The 19275-nt window shown below is 34.4% G+C and carries 14 protein-coding genes; 4 read left to right on the top strand and 10 right to left on the bottom strand.

What is annotated here, in order from left to right:
• Nucleotides 1–5 precede the first annotated feature (5 nt).
• Nucleotides 6–836, bottom strand: coding sequence for a DUF2785 domain-containing protein (locus CD29_RS08615; protein ID WP_036185430.1), 831 nt, complete (start codon nt 834–836; stop codon nt 6–8).
• Between the two features lie 365 nt (nt 837–1201).
• Here CD29_RS08615 and CD29_RS08610 point away from each other — a divergent pair, with 365 nt between their 5' ends.
• The 3 genes from CD29_RS08610 (at nt 1202) to CD29_RS08600 (ending at nt 5726) form a co-directional block, all read left to right on the top strand.
• On the top strand, nt 1202–3136 hold the full coding sequence (locus tag CD29_RS08610; RefSeq protein WP_036185427.1) for a right-handed parallel beta-helix repeat-containing protein: 1935 nt from the start codon (nt 1202–1204) through the stop codon (nt 3134–3136).
• 264 nt (nt 3137–3400) lie between these two features.
• Entirely contained in the window at nt 3401–4510 is a 1110-nt protein-coding gene (gene yfkAB, locus CD29_RS08605; protein WP_036185425.1) for a radical SAM/CxCxxxxC motif protein YfkAB, read from the top strand.
• Between the two features lie 187 nt (nt 4511–4697).
• Nucleotides 4698–5726: a C39 family peptidase gene (locus tag CD29_RS08600; protein ID WP_036185423.1), complete on the top strand. Its 1029-nt coding sequence runs from the start codon at nt 4698–4700 to the stop codon at nt 5724–5726.
• A gap of 35 nt (nt 5727–5761) precedes the next feature.
• On the opposite strand, the gene CD29_RS08595 is transcribed toward CD29_RS08600, so the two are convergent.
• Complete coding sequence (locus CD29_RS08595) at nt 5762–7018, bottom strand: helix-turn-helix domain-containing protein (RefSeq protein WP_036185419.1); 1257 nt, start codon at nt 7016–7018, stop codon at nt 5762–5764.
• Between the two features lie 192 nt (nt 7019–7210).
• On the opposite strand from CD29_RS08595, the gene CD29_RS08590 reads away from it, so the two are divergent.
• On the top strand, nt 7211–8509 hold the full coding sequence (locus CD29_RS08590; RefSeq protein ID WP_036185417.1) for an MFS transporter: 1299 nt from the start codon (nt 7211–7213) through the stop codon (nt 8507–8509).
• Between the two features lie 49 nt (nt 8510–8558).
• On the opposite strand, the gene leuD is transcribed toward CD29_RS08590, so the two are convergent.
• From leuD to ilvD, 8 genes are all read right to left on the bottom strand, one after another.
• Nucleotides 8559–9149 carry a 3-isopropylmalate dehydratase small subunit gene (gene leuD / locus CD29_RS08585; RefSeq protein ID WP_036185415.1) on the bottom strand — a complete coding sequence of 197 codons (591 nt, stop codon included), beginning with the start codon at nt 9147–9149 and terminating at the stop codon, nt 8559–8561.
• A 19-nt stretch (nt 9150–9168) separates the two neighbouring features.
• A complete protein-coding gene (gene leuC, locus CD29_RS08580) occupies nt 9169–10584 on the bottom strand; it encodes a 3-isopropylmalate dehydratase large subunit (RefSeq protein WP_036185414.1) in 1416 nt (471 codons plus the stop codon).
• Between the two features lie 17 nt (nt 10585–10601).
• Complete coding sequence (gene leuB / locus CD29_RS08575; RefSeq protein ID WP_036185413.1) at nt 10602–11699, bottom strand: 3-isopropylmalate dehydrogenase; 1098 nt, start codon at nt 11697–11699, stop codon at nt 10602–10604.
• A gap of 143 nt (nt 11700–11842) precedes the next feature.
• Nucleotides 11843–13387 (bottom strand): 2-isopropylmalate synthase, encoded by a 1545-nt coding sequence (locus tag CD29_RS08570; protein WP_036185412.1) that lies wholly within the window; start codon nt 13385–13387, stop codon nt 11843–11845.
• On the bottom strand, nt 13387–14400 hold the full coding sequence (gene ilvC / locus CD29_RS08565) for a ketol-acid reductoisomerase (protein ID WP_036185411.1): 1014 nt from the start codon (nt 14398–14400) through the stop codon (nt 13387–13389). The genes CD29_RS08570 and ilvC overlap by 1 nt, the downstream gene beginning before the upstream one ends.
• A 108-nt stretch (nt 14401–14508) precedes the next feature.
• Nucleotides 14509–15024 carry an acetolactate synthase small subunit gene (ilvN, locus tag CD29_RS08560; RefSeq protein WP_036185410.1) on the bottom strand — a complete coding sequence of 172 codons (516 nt, stop codon included), beginning with the start codon at nt 15022–15024 and terminating at the stop codon, nt 14509–14511.
• Entirely contained in the window at nt 15021–16787 is a 1767-nt protein-coding gene (ilvB, locus tag CD29_RS08555) for a biosynthetic-type acetolactate synthase large subunit (protein ID WP_036185409.1), read from the bottom strand. Before ilvB ends, ilvN begins: the two co-directional genes overlap by 4 nt.
• A 394-nt stretch (nt 16788–17181) precedes the next feature.
• Nucleotides 17182–18852 carry a dihydroxy-acid dehydratase gene (gene ilvD / locus CD29_RS08550; RefSeq protein ID WP_036185408.1) on the bottom strand — a complete coding sequence of 557 codons (1671 nt, stop codon included), beginning with the start codon at nt 18850–18852 and terminating at the stop codon, nt 17182–17184.
• Nucleotides 18853–19275 lie beyond the last annotated feature (423 nt).

The raw sequence follows: 19275 nt of genomic DNA, 5'->3' as shown, positions 1-19275 counted from the left end.
CTAGATTAACTTTTCATCCATTTGCCAATAAATATAGAAACTACCCCTTGTAACTCAGGTGCTTTTCTAGTGAATTTTAATACAAAATATAAGTTTTTCATAAAATGAAGCGTATTAGTTCGAGCAGCAAAATATTGTGGAGTATACCCATTTGCCATTAAGTAAAATTGTAATTTATCAAAAACTTGTTCTACCCACTCAATTAAAAGCTGTTCCGGAATATCTTTTGAAATCAACTTTTCAATAATGTTGGAAAAGCGTTCTTCCTCATCATCAATGAATACTGTACCCTTCCAAAAACAATCCTTTATACCTTCAAGTATCTTTGCTGTAATTTTAAGCTCAAAAGCAGGGTGTGAAACAATCGAAGTGATTAAATCGGCACCATTTGACATAGCATGGGCCCACCCTTTCGTACCTAAAAATCCTCGAACGTCTTTTTCTTTAATTAAATAGGTAGAACAATAATTGAGTACAGTAGAAGCTTGGGTATCGGATAGGAAATGAATTTGGGCATCTATATGTAATAGAGTTGAAAGCCACAATGCAGAAAATGAACGTAAAAAAACTGTGTCTGTATCCTTTTCTCCAATTGAACCATACAAATAACTTTCACTCGCTAATTTTAAGGTTAACTGTTCTAATTGTTCTTTTGAAATTAAATTGCTCGATACAAGCTCAATAAATAATCGATAATTTAGTTTATCGCGTAGCTCATCTTCAGGAAAACCAATGTATTCCGTCATTTGTTCCAAAAGTAAATCTCCTTGAGAAGACATTAATTCTTTTCTATCGTGTTCATCCATCAGTAGTACTTTTTCGAGAGTAGTTTTCATGTTGTCCCCCTTAAGTTATGTGTACAATCATTTTCATTTTACCCCTACCAATCTTTATTGGCTAATTAAATATGTAAAAATAGCAATTATTAATATGACGTAATCTTTTTTAAACCTACAAATAGTATCAATTTCTCCTCTATTTCATTCCAATTTTTGTGACGAAACTTCTAAGCACATGCGTTCTTTCGAGCTGACTATGTTGCATAAGTTCAAGTAGCATAAATTTTTTAAAAGTCAGACCATTGGAACATTTTCCAAACATAATTATTAATTAGAAATTATTGTTCGTTAAAAGGATTAAATCTTGGTTAATTTAGTAAAAATATAAATATCACCCAGAAATACCGTGAAGGAGGAATTACATGGGCATCAAGAAACTGTTTTCAGCGTTTTTTTCAAACATGAAAACAATGAGACGTGCCATTCGAAAATCAAGAAAAGGTGATCAAATCAAGTTATCACCTAAAGTATATAGAGAATCTATTCAGTTCGATAAAGATGTCTTAATATCAGCTAACGGTGAAGAAGAAACTGTAATGGAAGGTATTTTCATCATTCCAAAAACTGTTCAAGTCACACTCCAAAATGTAACGATCTCCCCTACTTCGCAAATTTTTGTGGAGGGAAATTTGAAACTAGAAAATTGCCGCCTCATTGGGGCTAAAACAGAAGCGTTAGTAACAGTTAATGAAGGCATCATACATCTAGAAAATTGCGAGTTAAGAAATGCTAGAGAAGTAGCAGTTGCTTTAATGAATGGTTCGAAAGCCTATATTAAAAACTGTATTTTTCATTCAAATGGGAAAATGCAAATACTCATCCAACAATCTGAAGCAATTATAGAACGATGTGAATTTACAAATGCAAAACACGGTATTTGGTTAAAAGACGATTCAAAACTATATTCAGACAAAAACCATTTTCACCAGCATACTGGCACTCAACTCATTGTTGACCACTCAATTATTGAGGATTTTGGAAGTATACTAGAACATGGGAATGGAAATGGAATTTATGGGTGTAATCAAGCTGAGATTACTCTTTCTAGTAGTACATTACGTTATCATAAGTTACCACAAATTTGGATAGAGGAAAGTAGATTTAGTAGTCATCATTGTATGATTCAACATGGAAAAGAATCTGGAATTTATCTCACGGATTTTACAGAAGCTACTTTAACTTATTGTGAAATATCGCATCATCCAAAAGAAAATTTGCTCCTATCGAACAAATCGTGTGCAAACGTAGAACAATGCCACATACATTCTGGAGATGGGATTGGTGTAAAGCTAAAAGAAGAATCTGTTGCTAATTTTAATGAAACCATTATTAAATACCATAAACTATCACAAGTATATATTACCGACCAATCAATAAGTTCTATGTATCAGTGCATTATTAAAGAAGGTTATTATATAGGAATATTTGTTGATAAGAAAGCAAACGCATCCCTTGTAAAAAGTGAAATTTCTAAGCACGAAAATTCTGCTTTTACTGTAATTGATGCACAATTAAATGTATACGAATGCGAAGTTATGGAGAATAACGGAAATGGGATATTGGCAATAGAAAAAGCAACTGTTGATATTGAATATTCAAAGTTCTATGACAATCTAATGCCTCATCTTGCTTGTAAAATGAACGTTATTGTAACTATGTCTCAAAGTGAGTTATTTAATGGTAAAAGTATTTTTGCTGTAAATAAGAGTGAAATTTTTATATTTGATAGCAAATTTTATAATTGTGATCAAGTTCAAATTGAAATTAGCGATCATTCAACAGCCGTATTTGAGCATTGTCAAATATATGAAGGCGGTTCCTACGGGATTAAGCTAACACGAAACTCTGTTTCAAATTTCATCAATAGTCATATTAGTCATCATGCCCTTGCGCAAATTGTAGTGAATGATAGTTCTTTAATTATTCATAACAGTGAATTATCAGAAGGAAAAAGAAATGGTTTATTAATTCAAAATCATAGCGAGGTATTTATTCGTGATAGTTATATTGCAAAGCATTTAAAAACACAAATTTCAATCGATTATGAATCAACAGTCGATTTGGATGGAGTACAAATGTCTGATGGTCACCAGTCTGATTTATTGGCTCAAAATCGCTCTGCAATCTATGTATCGGATAGTATAATTCGGAATGATAAATATCGCTATAATGTTCAAGCGATGAACTACTCAAAAATTAAACTAAAGAAAACAATTATTGAAAATAAATTAGGTGAGGTTTTCTATAGCGAAAATAATAGTTTTATTACGACTACCTTAGATGAAGTGGATTCATAATTTAGTTATGATCCATTTCATTTCCACTATTTAGTTTACATAATAAAATTATGAATATTAAGATTCGTAATTTCTCTATCAAATTCGAATAAATTGATTCTAATGATGTTATTTTTAGTTTTCGAAAATAGGAAACTATGAGAAAATAAATTTTTGACAGTTTAGGAAGTATAATCTTTCTATTCTGTATAAGAGCAACTAGGCTAAACACCAAAAGACTAGGTGACTAGTAATGGTTTTCTAAGAAAGGAAGTATTGAAAAGTATGAATACGTTAGAAAAGATGACACCTCTATATGACCCATGGGAAGCATATATGGATATTGAACAACATGGGAAGCTAACTCTTTCTAATGTTGAGTTTACGACAACAAATTTATGTAATATGAGATGTGCTCATTGTGCTGTTGGGTATACATTACAAACAAAAGATCCGACTGCCCTTCCATTAGAGCTTCTAATAAAACGACTTGACGAGATCCCCCATTTACGGTCGCTAAGTATTACTGGTGGAGAACCAATGTTAAGTAAGAAATCGGTTCAAAATTATGTAAAGCCAATATTAAAATATGCACACGGCCGTGGGGTTCGTACACAAATGAATTCCAACTTAACCCTTGATGGAGAACGATATTTAGAAATTGCGCCTTATTTAGATGTATTACATATTTCACACAATTGGGGAACAGTTGAGGAATTTGTCGAAACCGGATTTGCAATGATGGAAAAAAAACCTACATTTGATCAGCGTGCTGCACTTTTTAATCGTATGATTGAAAATTCACGGATGTTGTCAGAACAAGGTGTTATGGTCTCAGCTGAAACGATGTTAAATAAAAATACACTTCCATATATGGAGCATATTCACCATCAAATTGTTCATGAGATGAAGTGTGCAAGACATGAAATTCACCCGATGTACCCATCTGATTTTGCATCTCAGCTTTCTTCCCTATCGCTTGAGGAAATCCGTGCTGCAATTCATCACCTACTTGATATTCGTGAGGAAAATACGTGGATGTTATTTGGTACACTTCCCTTCTATCCTTGCAATCAGAATGAAGAAGATCAGTCTCTATTAAAGCGTTTGCGTGAAGCAAAAAATGTAACACTACGTAATGATCCAGATGGTAGATCTCGCTTGAATATAAATATTTTTACTGGAGATGTTATTGTCACTGATTTTGGTGATACTCCTGCTCTTGGAAATGTGCAAACAGACTCTTTACCAATAATTTTCAAAAAATGGTTAGAAAGTGATTTAGCAAAATCTTTAAATTGCCATTGTCCTGCTGTAAAATGTCTAGGACCTAATGTTTTAGTAAAAAATATGTATTATCAAGAATCCAAATTTGAAAGTGGAACTGTAAAGTAACTAGTACCTGCTTAGGAGTATTCTTCTAAGCAGGTTTATTTTTCTTTTTGGTTTTTACTATCATTCTAGCAGTCAAAAGTATTACACTAATAGTATCTAGGATTTAATAGAAGAATTCGTATATTTTTTTAAAGAATGTAGACAATATGTCTGACAAAGTATCTTGTGTTAGGATGTGCATTTTCAAATGACGGGTAACATTAATTTCATACAAAAATTATTATTACCTTTTACTTGCATTGTCATTCTTTTTGGTTGTAGCTCAAAAGAACATACGATAAATAATGAATCTCAAAAGGTGTTCAGTAAGCAGATGTCCACTAATGAATTAGACGTTAAAGATTCTTTAACGATTCATACAGTAGAATTTTCAAGTAAAAACAACGTGAAAAATGTATCAGTTGCTCTTTTTGACTTTGAAAGTGGTGAAAAAATTGCGACAACCACTGTGAATAGCGAAGGAAAAGCAATTTTTAATATGGTAGAACCAGATCAACCTTATGAGGTTGTCATCTATAAAATTGAAGTAACTGGTGAATTATCAGAACAAACAAGAGATACTATCGTATTTAATCCTGATCATCCAACCTTAACAATTGAAACGTTTAATGCAAATTCAGATAACCTAGCAGTACCCGTCGTGAAGCAAAACCCTGAACTTCCTAATGGATGTGAAATTACTTCACTGACAGCAATTTTAAATTATTATGGAATTGAAATTGATAAAATGACATTAACAAAAGAGTATTTGCCTACTTCCCCAGTGACAGTAAAAGATAAAAAACTTTATGGGCCTGATCCAAATATTGCATACGCAGGTGATCCTAGTAAAAAATATGATGGTTATTATGTGTTTGCAGAACCAATAATTGAAGTAGCTAATCAAGTCTTATTTGAAAATAATAGTAATTTTAAAGCGTTAAATTTAAGTAATGTTTCTAGGGAAGAATTATTATCCTACGTTAATTCAGGTGTTCCAGTATTAGCTTGGACTACGATTGACTGGAAAAAAGCAAGAACATTTGGTCATTGGATTATTGAAGATACTAATAAAAAACACCCTATTTTTATGAATTTGCACGCTGTAGTTGTAACTGGATATGCTGATGGTAAAGTTACAGTTATGAACCCACTTGTCGGATATGAAACGATTGATGAAAAAGTATTCTTTAGTACTTATGAATCCCTTGGGTCACATGCCGTGGTAATATTATAAAAAAAAGAAGTGTGATAATGCATCACACTTCTTTTTTAATAAATGATTTTTTTATAAGCTTCATCAATAAATGATTTATCAATTGTTTTAGGGAAACCATTTACACCATTTGATGCATACAATATATCTCGTTTTGCTGCTTCCTTATCCCCTAGTTCTTCATAACAAAGTGCCCTTACTGCAAAACACTTATACATTGTTGCAATATCATAAGGATGATGGACAGTTGTTGAGACTTTAAAGTTTTGACTCTTGTCAATTGCCTCATTGTATAGACCTAATGCCCACAGAGCATATATTTCTTCTGCAACGATATAATCTAATAAGTAAGTTAGGACTTCTGAATGCTGGAGAATAAACTCCTTAGCTTTTTTTGCTATTCGAATAGTCTTTTGATAATCTTTTTCAATCAAATTCGAATAAAATGCTTCACAACAAAGAGTAGTATATTGAGATATAAAGTCTTCAGTAAACTCTGCATGTAGCTTTAGTTTTGTAATATAGTACTCACTTTTCTCTAAATCATGACGTCCCATTGATTGAACTAACATAAAACGATAAAAGTCATCCAAACGATAATAAATTTTGTTACTTTGGGAAATTTCTAATGCTATTTTTAAATGTTTTTCAGTTTTGGAAACATTATCAACTGCTGCATACAAAACTGTTAATAAATAATGCATATCTAATTTTGATAAATGATCGACTAAGTGTACAAATGGTTCAATTCTAGTTTCTGCTTGTTGCATAAATTGAAGTGCAATAATATAGTCTTTTTGAGTAAAGGCATAGGTCGATAAAAATGTATAACAGTTCACCATTCGACTATAAGCATGGATTTTTTCATATAAATCGATAACTTTATACATTTCTTCTGAATGAAACTCATTTTCATTAATAAATAAAGTTAATCGTATTTTTAAGTCTAAAAGGCGTATTTCTTCATAATTGTTTCCAAATAAATGGTCTTGAACACTTTCAATTTTCTCCAATATTTGTACTATATCAGGATTCCCACTAAGATTTAGTGACTTTTTTCTAATATTACTATATTCTTCTTCAACTTCTAGTAATAGTGCTCGTACTTCTTCAATTTTACTGTCATTCAATAATAGCGAAACTTCGACATTTAACTGCTCTGCTATATAATGTAAACTTTCCATTGAAGGCTGTGCCTTCCCATTTTCGATGAGGCTTAACATCCCTTTTGATAAACGCTCTCCCGCTAGTTCTGCGAGTGTCATTTTCTTTTCTTTCCTTATTTTTTTTATGCGGCTTCCTAATTCACTCATACAAACACCTCTATTTAAAAAACATATATCTAATATAACATTATGAAGGAATTTAATGTGATTAAACATAAGTATATCACTTTTAACTTAAGGATTGCCAATTTGTTTAATTTTATTAAACATTTTAGTTGCCTTTTTTAAAATTATGGAATATTATAAGTTTAATTAAATTAAACATTTGAGGTGGATTGGATGAATGAGTCAATTAAACTTAAAAAAGCAACGTATCATTTGTACACGTTTTTAATTAGTAAAATGATTTCCTCTCTAGGTGCCAATGTCTATTCTTTTGGAATGAGTATGTTTATTTTATCGATTACTGGTTCTGCTTTTAGTTTTGCAGCAAATTTAATATTTAGTATTCTACCTCGCACTATTTTATCGCCAATCGCAGGTATTATTGTCGATCGCTTTTCAAGAAAAGCAATTGTGTTAACTGGGCAAGCTGGTACAGCATTAATAATCACAGGATTACTTGTTTACAGTTTGATATTCGGTTTATCAATACCTGCTATTTATGTTACAACAGTCTTTTATTCAATTTGCAGTACATTTACTGGAATTGCCTTCACTGCGTCTGTTGCAAATTTAGTCGATGAAGATCGTATACAAAAAGCTATGTCATTTAACCAATTATCACTTTCAATAGCGGGTATTGGAGGTCCAATCGTAGGTGGAATGTTATTTGGCTTTTTATCGATTGAACTGTTCTTAGTTATTAATATTGTTGCATACGTAATTGCCTTTTTATTAGAATCTACAATGAATTTTAGACTGTACTCTAAAGAACAAGGTCAGGAACAAAAACAAGAAAGTATGATTAGTAGTTTTAAAGAAGGTTTTGCATATTTAAAAACAAAGCAAGTGATTTCAAGTTTACTTTGGGTATTGTTACTGTTAAATATGTTCTTTACATCTGTCAATGTTGGGATTCAGTTTATTTTAGTCGAGAAGTTAAAAATGGAATATACATTAATTGGGTTTGTAGAGGCAGGTGCTGCAATTGGAATGTTAGTCTTTTCTATTTATTTTGCAGCTCGTTCAAATGTAAAATTTCCTTTATTATTTTCAAAACGATCCATTTTAGGAATGTCTGCTTTAGTTAGTGTCATTGCAATTCCCTTAGTAGTTTCATTTTCAAGCGGAGTAAACTTTGTATATTTCTTTATGGTGATGTTTTTATTTGGTAGTCTTGGAGTTTTAACGAATACGCCAATCGGTGTGTTATTGCAAAAAGAGGTGGATGAAAATTATCGAGGACGTATTTTTGGAATTCTCGAAATGATGGCTATGGGTATGATGCCTCTAGGTACATTAATATTTGGAGTTTTATATGATCTAGTTCCAGCACAATATATTTTAATTGTTTCTAGTATTACACTAATTATGATCGTTTTAGTATTCCTAAGACGTTCGGTACTGGAAATGGCACATCCGGAGTTAAAAGAAAAGCGGATTGGAAATCTTGAAACAGCCGAAATCATAAAATGAAGTATGAAAAAAGAGTTGTTCCTGTCAATGGGAACAACTCTTTTCTTATTTAGTAAGCAATTCGTTTTGCTTCATATTCAGCAATTTTTTCATCATATTTAAACGTTAATGCAATTTCGTCCCAACCGTTTAGAAGCATTTCTTTATAGTAAGGGTCGATATTGAAGCTATATACTTTACCGTCTTCACCAGTTACAGTCTGTTCTTCTAAGCTTACGTCTACTGAATATGGATTTGCTAATCCTTTTGAAAGGATTTCATCACATTCAGTTTCTGTTAGTTTAATTGGTAAGATCCCATTTTTAAAGCAGTTATTATGGAAAATATCAGCAAAGCTTGGCGCAACTACAACACGAAATCCGTAGTCTAAAATTGCCCATGGTGCATGTTCACGTGAAGAACCACAGCCGAAATTATCTTGTGCAACAAGGATTTGAGATCCTTTAAATTCAGGTTTATTTAAAACGAAGTCAGGAATTTCATTTCCTTGTTCGTCAAAACGCCAGTGATGGAATAGGAAACGTCCGAATCCAGTACGTTCAATGCGTTTTAAAAATTCTTTTGAAATGATTTGGTCAGTGTCAACGTTTTTACGATCTAATGGAGTTATAACACTAGTTACTTGATTAATAGGTTCCATATATATACCACCCTTCTAATTAAACCTCTTGTGCTTGTTTTACGTATTTACGTACATCCACAAAATGTCCTTCAATGGCTGCTGCAGCTGCCATTGCTGGGCTTACTAAGTGTGTGCGTGCTCCTGCCCCTTGACGTCCTTCAAAGTTACGGTTAGATGTAGATGCACAACGTTCACCAGAAGGAATTGTATCTTCGTTCATACCAAGACAAGCTGAGCATCCTGATTCACGCCATTCAAAACCTGCATCTAAGAAGATTTTATGTAAACCTTCTTCTTCAGCTGCTTTTTTAGTAGACCATGAACCTGGTACGACAATTCCACGAACTCCTGGGTGAATTTTTTTACCTTCTATAATACTTGCGGCAGTTCGTAAGTCAGAAATTCGTGAGTTAGTACATGAACCGATAAATACATGTTGGATTTCAATTGATTCAATTGATTGACCTTCTTCTAGACCCATATATTCAAGCGCTTTTCTTAGTGCATGTTTATCTGTTTCTGATTCATAATCAGCTGAGGTAGGAACTGTTTTTGAAACCCCAGTTCCCATCGATGGATTTGTTCCCCAAGTTACGATTGGTTCGATTTCATCTGCATTGATTTCAAGAACTATATCATATGTAGAACCTTGATCAGAAGCAAGATTTAACCAGTACTCAGCTGCTTCTTCGAATTGAAATTCTTTTGGTGCGTGACGACGACCGCGTAAAAATTCAACTGTTTTTTCATCTGGAGAGATTAAACCAGCTTTAGCTCCAGCTTCAATTGACATATTACAGATTGTCATACGTTCTTCCATTGATAGTGATCGAATAGCTTCCCCTGTAAACTCTACGATGTGGCCAGTACCCACACCAATTCCCCATTTTGCAATGATTGCTAAAATGATATCTTTTGCTGCAACTCCTACTCCGAGTTTACCATTTACGCGAATTTCCATTGTTTTTGGTTTGTTTTGCCATAATGTTTGTGTAGATAATACATGCTCCACTTCAGATGTACCAATACCAAATGCCAATGCACCAAATGCACCATGAGTAGATGTATGTGAGTCCCCGCAAACGATTGTTTTACCTGGTTGTGTTAGCCCTAATTCTGGGCCGATAACGTGAACAATCCCTTGATCAGGGTGACCGATATCAGCTAGTTGGATACCAAACTCTTTAGCATTTTCAGCTAGAGTTGTAATCTGTTTTTTTGCTATAGGGTCATTAATTGTAGGCAGATTTTTTGTTGGGACGTTATGATCCATTGTTGCAAAGCATAGGTCTGGGCGACGTACTTTACGACCAGCTAATCGTAACCCTTCAAAAGCTTGTGGAGATGTAACTTCATGAATTAAATGAAGATCGATATAAAGTAAATCCGGTTTTCCATCTTCTTGATGAACAACGTGTGTATCCCAAATTTTTTCAATAATATTTTTTGCCATCATTCTTCACCAATCCTTTATATATAAGATTCAACAATACTATCTGCAACAAAATTTGTATCAATCTCAGCTATCACTCGATCTGTCCACTCATCTGTTGTAAGTGCACGAGAATCACCTTTTGCAAGATCTGCAGTAAAGTAACCATCCTCAAATACAGCACTTACGGCACGTTCGATTTCTGCTGCTTCATTTAACAATGCAAATGAATAACGTAACATCATAGCTACTGAGAGAATTGTCGCAGCTGGATTTGCTTTACCTTGACCTGCGATGTCAGGTGCCGACCCGTGTACTGGTTCATACAATCCAAAGTTATCACTTCTGATAGAGGCAGATGGTAATACCCCTAGTGAGCCTGTGATAACAGAAGCTTCATCACTTAAAATGTCACCAAACATATTATCTGTTACTACAACATCATAGTGGCCAGGATTTGTAATAAGTTTCATAGCTACTGAATCAACTAAATTATGCTCAACTTCAACATCAGGGTATTGTTCTTTCTTTTCTTCAACTACTTCACGCCATAATCTTGACGTTTCCAATACGTTTGCTTTATCGACTGAGCAAAGTTTTCCTCTACGTAATCGTGCCAATTCAAAAGCATTGTCGACAATACGTTCAATTTCCGCACGAGAATATATATTTAAATCGCTTGCCTGATCTAGGTCGCGATGTTTTTCTCCAAAATAAATACCACCTGTTAATTCACGAACAATCATTAAGTCTACGTTTTCAGCTACTTCGCGTTTCAATGGAGATGCATCTAGTAAACTAGGAAATGCTTTTACTGGGCGAAGGTTTGAGAATAAATCGAAGGTTTTTCTAATATTAAGCAATCCTTTTTCTGGTCGTAATTCAGGTGGATTGTTATCCCATTTTGGACCACCAACAGCGCCTAATAAAATTGCATCACTTTCTTCGCACATAGCAATCGTTTTGTCTGGAAGTGGATTGTTATATTGGTCAATCGCAGCACCACCAATTTCTGCATATTGTAATTGAAACTCATGGTTATAACGTTTACCGATTGCTTGTAAAACTCTAACAGCTGAAGCAACTACTTCAGGACCAATTCCATCGCCAGGTAAAACAGTAATTTTCTTTTCCATTGTAAAACACCTTTCTTTCAAGTAATTGAAGAGCGAAATCGCAAACTATTAATCCATTTTTTCACTTTAATTCATAATTTTTTAGAAACGCCATCAAACAATTTTTATTTGATGGCGTAAAATTATATAAGAGGATAAATTTATTACACTTGAGCTGTTTGTTTTTGTCTAATATTTTCATGAATAATATTACGGTTAATTGCATCAATGAACGCGTTAGCAGTCGCTTCAAGTACGTCCTGTGATGAATCACGGCCAGTTGTAATTGCTCCATTAATACGTACATTTACTACTGCATCAGCTAAAGCATCTCGCCCTTTGCTGACAGATTTTACTTGGAAATCAAGAACATTCACTTTTGAATTTACCAATTGTTCTAATGTATTGAAAATTGCTTCAACAGACCCTGCACCAGTTGCTGCAATTGTTTTTAAATCACCATCTGGAGTAATTACTGAAGCAGTTGCTGTCGGAATGTTATCTGTTCCATAAGAAACTTGAACACTCTTTAATTCAAATAAAGCAATATCTTCAATTGAAACTTGTTGTTCTGTTAATAAAGTTATTAAATCATCTTCTGTTATTTCTTTTTTACGATCCGCTAATTTTTTAAATTCTTGGAACGCTTTGTTTAGTTTTTCATCAGATAATTCGTATCCCATTTTTACCGCACGATCTCTAAATGCAGCTCGACCTGAGTGCTTACCTAAAACTAAAGGTACTTCCCCTTCACCAATTAATGCAGGTGAAATGATTTCATATGTTTCTTTATGTTTTAAAACACCATCTTGATGTATACCAGATTCGTGTGCGAATGCATTTTTACCAACAACTGCTTTGTTAGGTTGAATTAGAGAGCCTGTTAAACGACTTACTAATTGAGAAGTACGTTTGATTTCTTTTAAGTTAATGCCTGTTTCAACCGGATAAAAATCATTCCGAATGTGAAGTGCAACCGCAATTTCTTCTAATGCTGCATTACCAGCACGTTCACCAATCCCGTTGATTGTACATTCAATTTGATCTGCTCCGTTTTCCATAGCAGCAATAGAATTTGCAACTGCCATACCTAAGTCGTCATGGCAATGAGCAGAGAATTTCACTCTATCTGCACCACGAACATTTTCGCGTAAGAATCTAAATAATTCTCCGTATTCTTGTGGCGAAGCATATCCTACTGTATCTGGAACGTTAATTGTTGTAGCACCTGCTTGAATCACTTGTTCAATAATACGAACTAAAAAATCACGATCTGAACGGAATCCGTCTTCAGCTGACCATTCTACTAGAGGGAAGAATTTTTTAGCGTATTTAACTGCTTCAATTGCTTGCTCTACTACTTGGTCAGGTGACTTCTTTAATTTGTATTCCATATGAATTGGACTTGTTGCTAAAAATACGTGTACATGAGGCTGTTCTGCACCTTTTAATGCTTCCCAAGCTGCATCTATATCACTTTGAACACATCGAGCTAAACCTGTAACAATAGAATTTTTAACCGTACTCGCGATTTTTTGAACTGCATCTAAATCGCCAGGGCTTGAAGCAGGAAAACCTGCTTCAATGATAGTTACACCTAAACGTTCTAATTGTCGGGCAATTTCAATTTTTTCTGCAGTATTTAAGTTAATACCAGCTGACTGTTCACCATCACGTAGTGTCGTATCAAAAATATCTATCTTCCGCATTACTTAACCACTACCTTCTTTTTACCATCGTTGATGAATGGCATCATTTCACGTAATTTTGCGCCAACTTCTTCAATTTGATGTTCAGCACCTGCTTTTTTGTACTCTGTATAACGTGGACGATTCGTTTCATTTTCATTGATCCAATCTTTAGCGAATGTCCCATTTTGAATGTCAGTTAAAACATCTTTCATACGAGCTTTCACTGATTCATCAATGATACGTGGACCTGAAACATAGTCTCCCCACTCAGCAGTATCAGAGATAGAGTAACGCATTGTTGCCATACCGCCTTCGTACATTAAGTCAACGATTAACTTTAATTCGTGTAAAGTTTCAAAGTAAGCAAGTTCTGGTTGGTAACCAGCTTCAACTAATGTTTCGAAACCATATTTAACTAATTGTGTAGTACCACCGCAAAGAACTGCTTGCTCACCGAATAAATCAGTTTCTGTTTCTTCTTTAAATGTTGTTTCAAGCATACCAGCACGAGCTGATCCGATTCCTTTACCGTAAGCTAATGCTAGATCGCGAGCTTCACCAGTTGCATCTTGGTAAATAGCGAATAATGCAGGAACTCCAGCACCTTGAACATAAGTACGGCGAACTAAGTGACCAGGACCCTTTGGAGCTACTAAGAATACGTCAACATCAGCAGGTGGTACGATTTGGCCGAAGTGAATGTTAAAACCGTGTGCAAACATTAAAGCGTTTCCTGGTTGTAGATTTGGAGCGATTTCTGCTTCATAAACTGCTTTTTGTCTTTCGTCTGGAAGTAAAATTTGGATGATGTCAGCATCAGCTGCAGCTTCTGCAACAGTTTTTACTGCTAAACCATCTTCTTTTGCTTGATCGAAAGATTTACCTGGACGAACACCAACTACTACATCGAAACCTGACTCTTTTAAATTTTGTGCATGTGCATGACCTTGTGAACCATAACCGATAATAGCGATTTTTTTACCTTTTAATACTTCTTCGTTGATTTCGTTTTGATAATACATTTTTGTCATTTGAATTTCCCCCTAATAATTGTTAAATGTTTTAGATACGTACGATAATTTTCTTATCGTAGCTTTATATACTAACTATCTTTGTAAGAATTACAGAATTTTAATTACTTACTTTAGAATAGAAAGTTGCAGTGTTTCAACAGGTTGAGTTTCACGGACAGAAGCCGTTACACCAGTTCTAGTTAATTCTTTAATTCCATATGGACGAATTAGTTCAATAAATGCGTCAATTTTATCCGGATGTCCGACTACTTGATATGTCACAACATTTTTAGAAGTGTCAATAATTTGTGGTCTGAATGGCTCGACAATTGCATTTATTTCAGTTCTTAAATTAGCTGGTGATACTACTTTTACTAGAGCTAATTCACGTAGAACAATTGATTTATCAGTAATATCATTTACTTTTATTACATCAATTTGCTTTGATAATTGTTTGATCATTTGTTCTAGCTTAACTTCATCGCTAATATTTACGACAAATGTCATTTTTGAAATGTTCGGTTGTTCTGAGTGCCCAACTGTAATGGATTCAATGTTGAATTGACGTTTCATTAGCAAACCTGTTACACGGTTCAGAACTCCACTTTGGTTTAAAACTGATACGGTTATGACTCTTCTCATATTCTTTTCACCCCTACAATATCATCAAGTGACTTGCCAGCAGGAACCATTGGATATACATTTTCTAGTTGTTTCACTCTTGCATCAATAACAGCAGGTTCATTTGAATTTAAAGCTTCTTCTAAAATTGCCCCAGCTTCATCAATCGTTGTAATACGGTATCCTTTTACGTCAAATGCATCTGCTAGTTTTACAAAGTCAGGTTGTACAGGCATTAAAGATTGTGAATAACGACCATCATAAAATAGCTCTTGCCACTGACGAACCATTCCAAGTGCTGCATTATTAATAATGACCACTTTGACTGGTAAATTATATTCTTTTAGTAATGCTAGTTCCTGATTAGTCATTTGGAATCCAGCATCACCAACGATTGCTACAACTTTTTTATTTGGTTTTGCAAATTGTGCTCCTATGGCTGCAGGGAAGCCGAATCCCATAGTTCCTAAACCACCAGAAGTTACCCAACAATGATCGTTGTTTAGTTTGTAATATTGTGCTGCCCACATTTGATGTTGGCCAACATCTGTTGTAACGACTGCATCCCCGCCAGTAATGGAATGAACCATTTCAATAATTTGTTGAGGTAAAATTTCATTTTCATCTTCAACATACCAATAAGGGAAATCGTTTTGTTTTTGATTTAGATAATCTAACCATTCTCCATTGTCTGGGGATTGGATATCTTTATTGATTAATGCTTTAATCGCTTCTTTCGCATCCGCTACGATAGGAATATCTGTAGGAATGTTTTTACCGATTTCAGCAGGGTCAATATCAATGTGTATAATTGTTGCTTTTGGTGCGAAACGTTTCGTGTCGCCAGTTAAACGGTCATCAAATCGTGCCCCAATATTAATTAACAAATCACATTTTTGAATTGCATCGTTTGCAACCGCAGCACCGTGCATACCAGCCATACCGAAGTTTAACTCGTGATTACCGTGAATGCTTCCTAAGCCTAGTAATGTATTAACGACAGGTAATTTGTACTTTTCGACAAATTCAGTTAATTCACTACGTGCGTCTGCGAATAGTACGCCAGCACCAGCTAATACTAATGGTTTTTTTGCTTCAGTGATTGCTTGAGCTGCTTTTTGTATTTGTAAATAATTAGGTTTTGTATTTGGTTGATAGCCAGGTAAGTAGATTGGCTCATCTTTTCCAAAAACGTTTGCTTCATCAAATATGTCTGCCGAAATATTTTTAGGGAAATCGATTAGTACTGGTCCCTTTCTTCCGGTATTTGCTATATGGAAAGCTTCTTTAATGATACGTGGAAGATCATTAATATCTTGAACTTGATAATTGTGTTTAGTAATAGGTGTTGTAATACCTATAATGTCCGCTTCTTGGAATGCATCTGATCCGATAACACTAGTTGCAACTTGACCTGTGAAAATAACCAAAGGAATTGAGTCAATCATTGCATCCGTAATTCCAGTAACAAGATTTGTAGCTCCTGGACCAGAAGTTGCTATTACCACACCTGGTTTATTTAATACACGTGCATAACCTTCTGCAGCGTGGATAGCACCTTGTTCATGTCTTGTTAAAATATGTCGAATTGGGTTTTTATAAAGAGCATCATATACATTAAGGACTGCACCACCTGGGTATCCAAATACAATATCTACACCTTGCTCTTTTAGAGCATGAACCAGTAAATCAGATCCATTTTTCGGTTTAAATGTTTCTTCTTCAATCTGTGTTGTTGTTTGATTGGCTTCTATGTTTACACTTGATGAAGTGTTAGTAGTCATAACATTATCCTCCTATTCAAATTAATAAAAAAAGAAGTCTTTTTCTCCCACGCAAAATAAAACCTTTACGTAGGGATGAAATAGACTTCCATGGTACCACCCTTGTTTATAGCTAAATAAGCTACCTCGTGAATAGCGGGAAATTATTCATCTCCACTGAATGTTTTAAAAAATCCGACAATTCAGTGTGCAACAAGATGAATACACTATTCATTAATAACGAGCTTTTCGAAATTTGCCCGGAGCTATCTAATTGTGTTACCACGTTTAATAGCTCACTCCGAGGGGATGTCGGTTATAGTTGTATCGCCGGGTTCCAGCAATCCCAGCTCTCTGGTAGATACAAGTCTCTATAACCTTTAACCTCATCATCGATTATATATATAAAGTTAAACTAAATTTTCATTATTCCGCCTTTAGAGGCATTTGTAACTAGTTTCGAATATCTTGCTAACCAACCAGTTTTAATTTTTGGTTCGAATGGTTGTAAGTTTTTACGGCGTTCGTCAAGTTCTTCCTGTGAAACTTGAAGATTAATTGTTCGATTTGGTAAATCAATTTCAATTATATCGCCATTTTCGATTAATGCAATCGGTCCACCTTCTGCTGCTTCTGGAGAAATATGACCAATTGAAATTCCTCGGGAAGCACCACTAAATCTACCGTCTGTAATTAATGCTACTTTTGTACCTAAACCACGGCCCATAATAGCTGATGTTGGTGCAAGCATTTCCGGCATTCCTGGCCCACCTTTTGGACCTTCATAGCGAATAACAACTACATGGCCTTCACGAACGATACCAGCATCAATTGCTTCTTGAGCTTCATCTTGTGATTCGAAAACAATTGCTTCTCCAGTAAATGTTTTAATAGATGAATCGACTGCTCCAACTTTAATAACAGAACCTTCTGGTGCAATGTTACCGAATAGTACAGATAAACCGCCTACAGGACTATATGGATTATCTTTTGTACGAATCACTTCTTCATTTGTAATGTGGTGATCTTTTACTAATTCCCCCATAGTTTTACCAGTAATCGTAATTCGATCAGGGTGAATAGCTCCAGGGATTTTAGTTAATTCATTAATAATTGCCTCTACACCGCCAGCTTTATTTATATCATCCATAGAGAAGTCTGATGCTGGCATAATTTTTGCTAAGTAAGGAACACGCTCAGCAACTTTGTTTATATCTTCTAAGTTATACTCAATTCCCGCTTCATTTGCAATAGCTAATGTGTGAAGTACTGTGTTTGTTGAACCACCCATTGCCATATCTAGAGCAAATGCATCATCAATCGCTTCTTTCGTAATGATATCTCGAGGTTTAACATCCTCATTAATCATACGAATTAACTGTTTTGCAGCTTCACGAATTAATTCTTTACGTTTTTCACTAGTAGCAACAATTGTTCCATTACCAGGAAGTGCTACACCTAACATTTCCATTAAACAGTTCATCGAGTTTGCAGTGAACATTCCAGAACAAGATCCACATGTTGGACATGCATTGTTTTCAATGTCTAATAGTTCTTCTTGTGACATTGTTCCAGCTTTGTGTGCACCAACTCCTTCAAAAACTGAAGTTAATGAAAGTTGTTTTCCAGTTGATGAAACTCCAGCTTCCATAGGTCCACCTGATACAAATACTGAAGGTACATTTGTACGAACAGCTGCCATTAGCATACCTGGCGTAATCTTATCACAGTTTGGAATATAAAATACTCCGTCAAACCAATGTGCATTTATAACAGTCTCAGCAGAGTCTGCAATTAACTCACGGCTTGGTAATGAATAACGCATACCAATATGCCCCATTGCAATTCCATCATCTACACCGATAGTGTTGAACTCAAATGGAATTCCACCTGCTTCGATAATTGCCTCTTTTACTACTTTTGCAAAATCTTGTAAATGAACATGACCCGGAATTATATCGATATAAGAGTTACAAACACCGATAAATGGTTTTCCTAAATCTTTTGCTTTTACTTTTCCGGTAGCATATAAAAGACTACGGTGAGGAGCACGATCAACTCCTAATTTAATCATATCACTTCTCATAATTGATACGCCCCACATTTTCATATTATTAATATTTCATAATTTATTTAGTTGTAAAAAACTATTAGCTTCACTAACACTCTTACAATGCATAGGTTTATATGAAACTGAAAGAATGTTGTTTTAAAGATTAATAATTTTTTTAAATTGTTGTCATCATAGTACAAGAAAATACTTTAGTCAACTGAATTTTTCTAACAATTTTTATAATTTAGAAATTATATTCTCGTTGTAATCGTTTACAACATCGTAAAGATTGAATTTTTCTACTTTAATAAAATTTTGAAAATTTTTAGACTAATCGACTATTTCGAAAAGTTGTTACGTTAAGAGAAATTTTGAAATTAAAAAAGCCTAAGTATTTACTTAGGCTACAGACTGTAGACAAACTCGAAAATTTCGAGTTTGCCTACAGTCTTTTTT

This window comes from Ureibacillus manganicus DSM 26584 (assembly GCF_000772945.1).
GTDB classification, from domain to species: Bacteria; Bacillota; Bacilli; order Bacillales_A; family Planococcaceae; genus Ureibacillus; species Ureibacillus manganicus.
The sequence above is the reverse complement of the archived record's forward strand: the minus strand, read 5'-3'. Positions and strand labels throughout refer to the sequence as shown.